The 384-nt window shown below is 63.3% G+C and carries 1 protein-coding gene; it reads left to right on the top strand.

The annotated features are described in order from the left end of the window. On the top strand, positions 1–384 hold a 384-nt coding region (locus tag AYB31_RS21770; protein ID WP_161489400.1), incomplete at both ends, for a fibronectin type III domain-containing protein.

Below are 384 nucleotides of genomic sequence, written 5' to 3'. Positions count from 1 at the left end.
ATGCCAACCGCAGTGATTTCGGTAATGACAGCGCGCCGCTGCTGGTCACCCTGGACACCAGTCTCCCCGATGCCCCGCAGGGTCTGCAGGCCGTGGCCAAGGCTCAGGGCGTGGTGCAGCTGAACTGGAATGCCGTGGCGGCGAACAGCGTGGCGGGTTACCAGTTGTATGTGTCCGAGCAGCCGTTCAGCGAAACCGCTGGCGCGAGCCGAGCCAACAGCCAGCTGCTGACCACCACCAGCTTCACTCACAAACCTACAGCGGACGGTACTTACTACTACCGTGTCGTCAGCGCGAACAAACTGGGTTCGGAAAGCGCCCTGTCGGTACAGAAGTCGGCCACGGCGGACCGCGTAGCGCCGCAGGTCGAGCAGGTGAGCTACA

It is taken from the genome of Pseudomonas sp. BMS12 (genome assembly GCF_001592875.1).
Classification (GTDB): domain Bacteria; phylum Pseudomonadota; class Gammaproteobacteria; order Pseudomonadales; family Pseudomonadaceae; genus Aquipseudomonas.
Note: the sequence above shows the minus strand (reverse complement) of the source record. Positions and strands in the feature narration are given on the sequence as shown.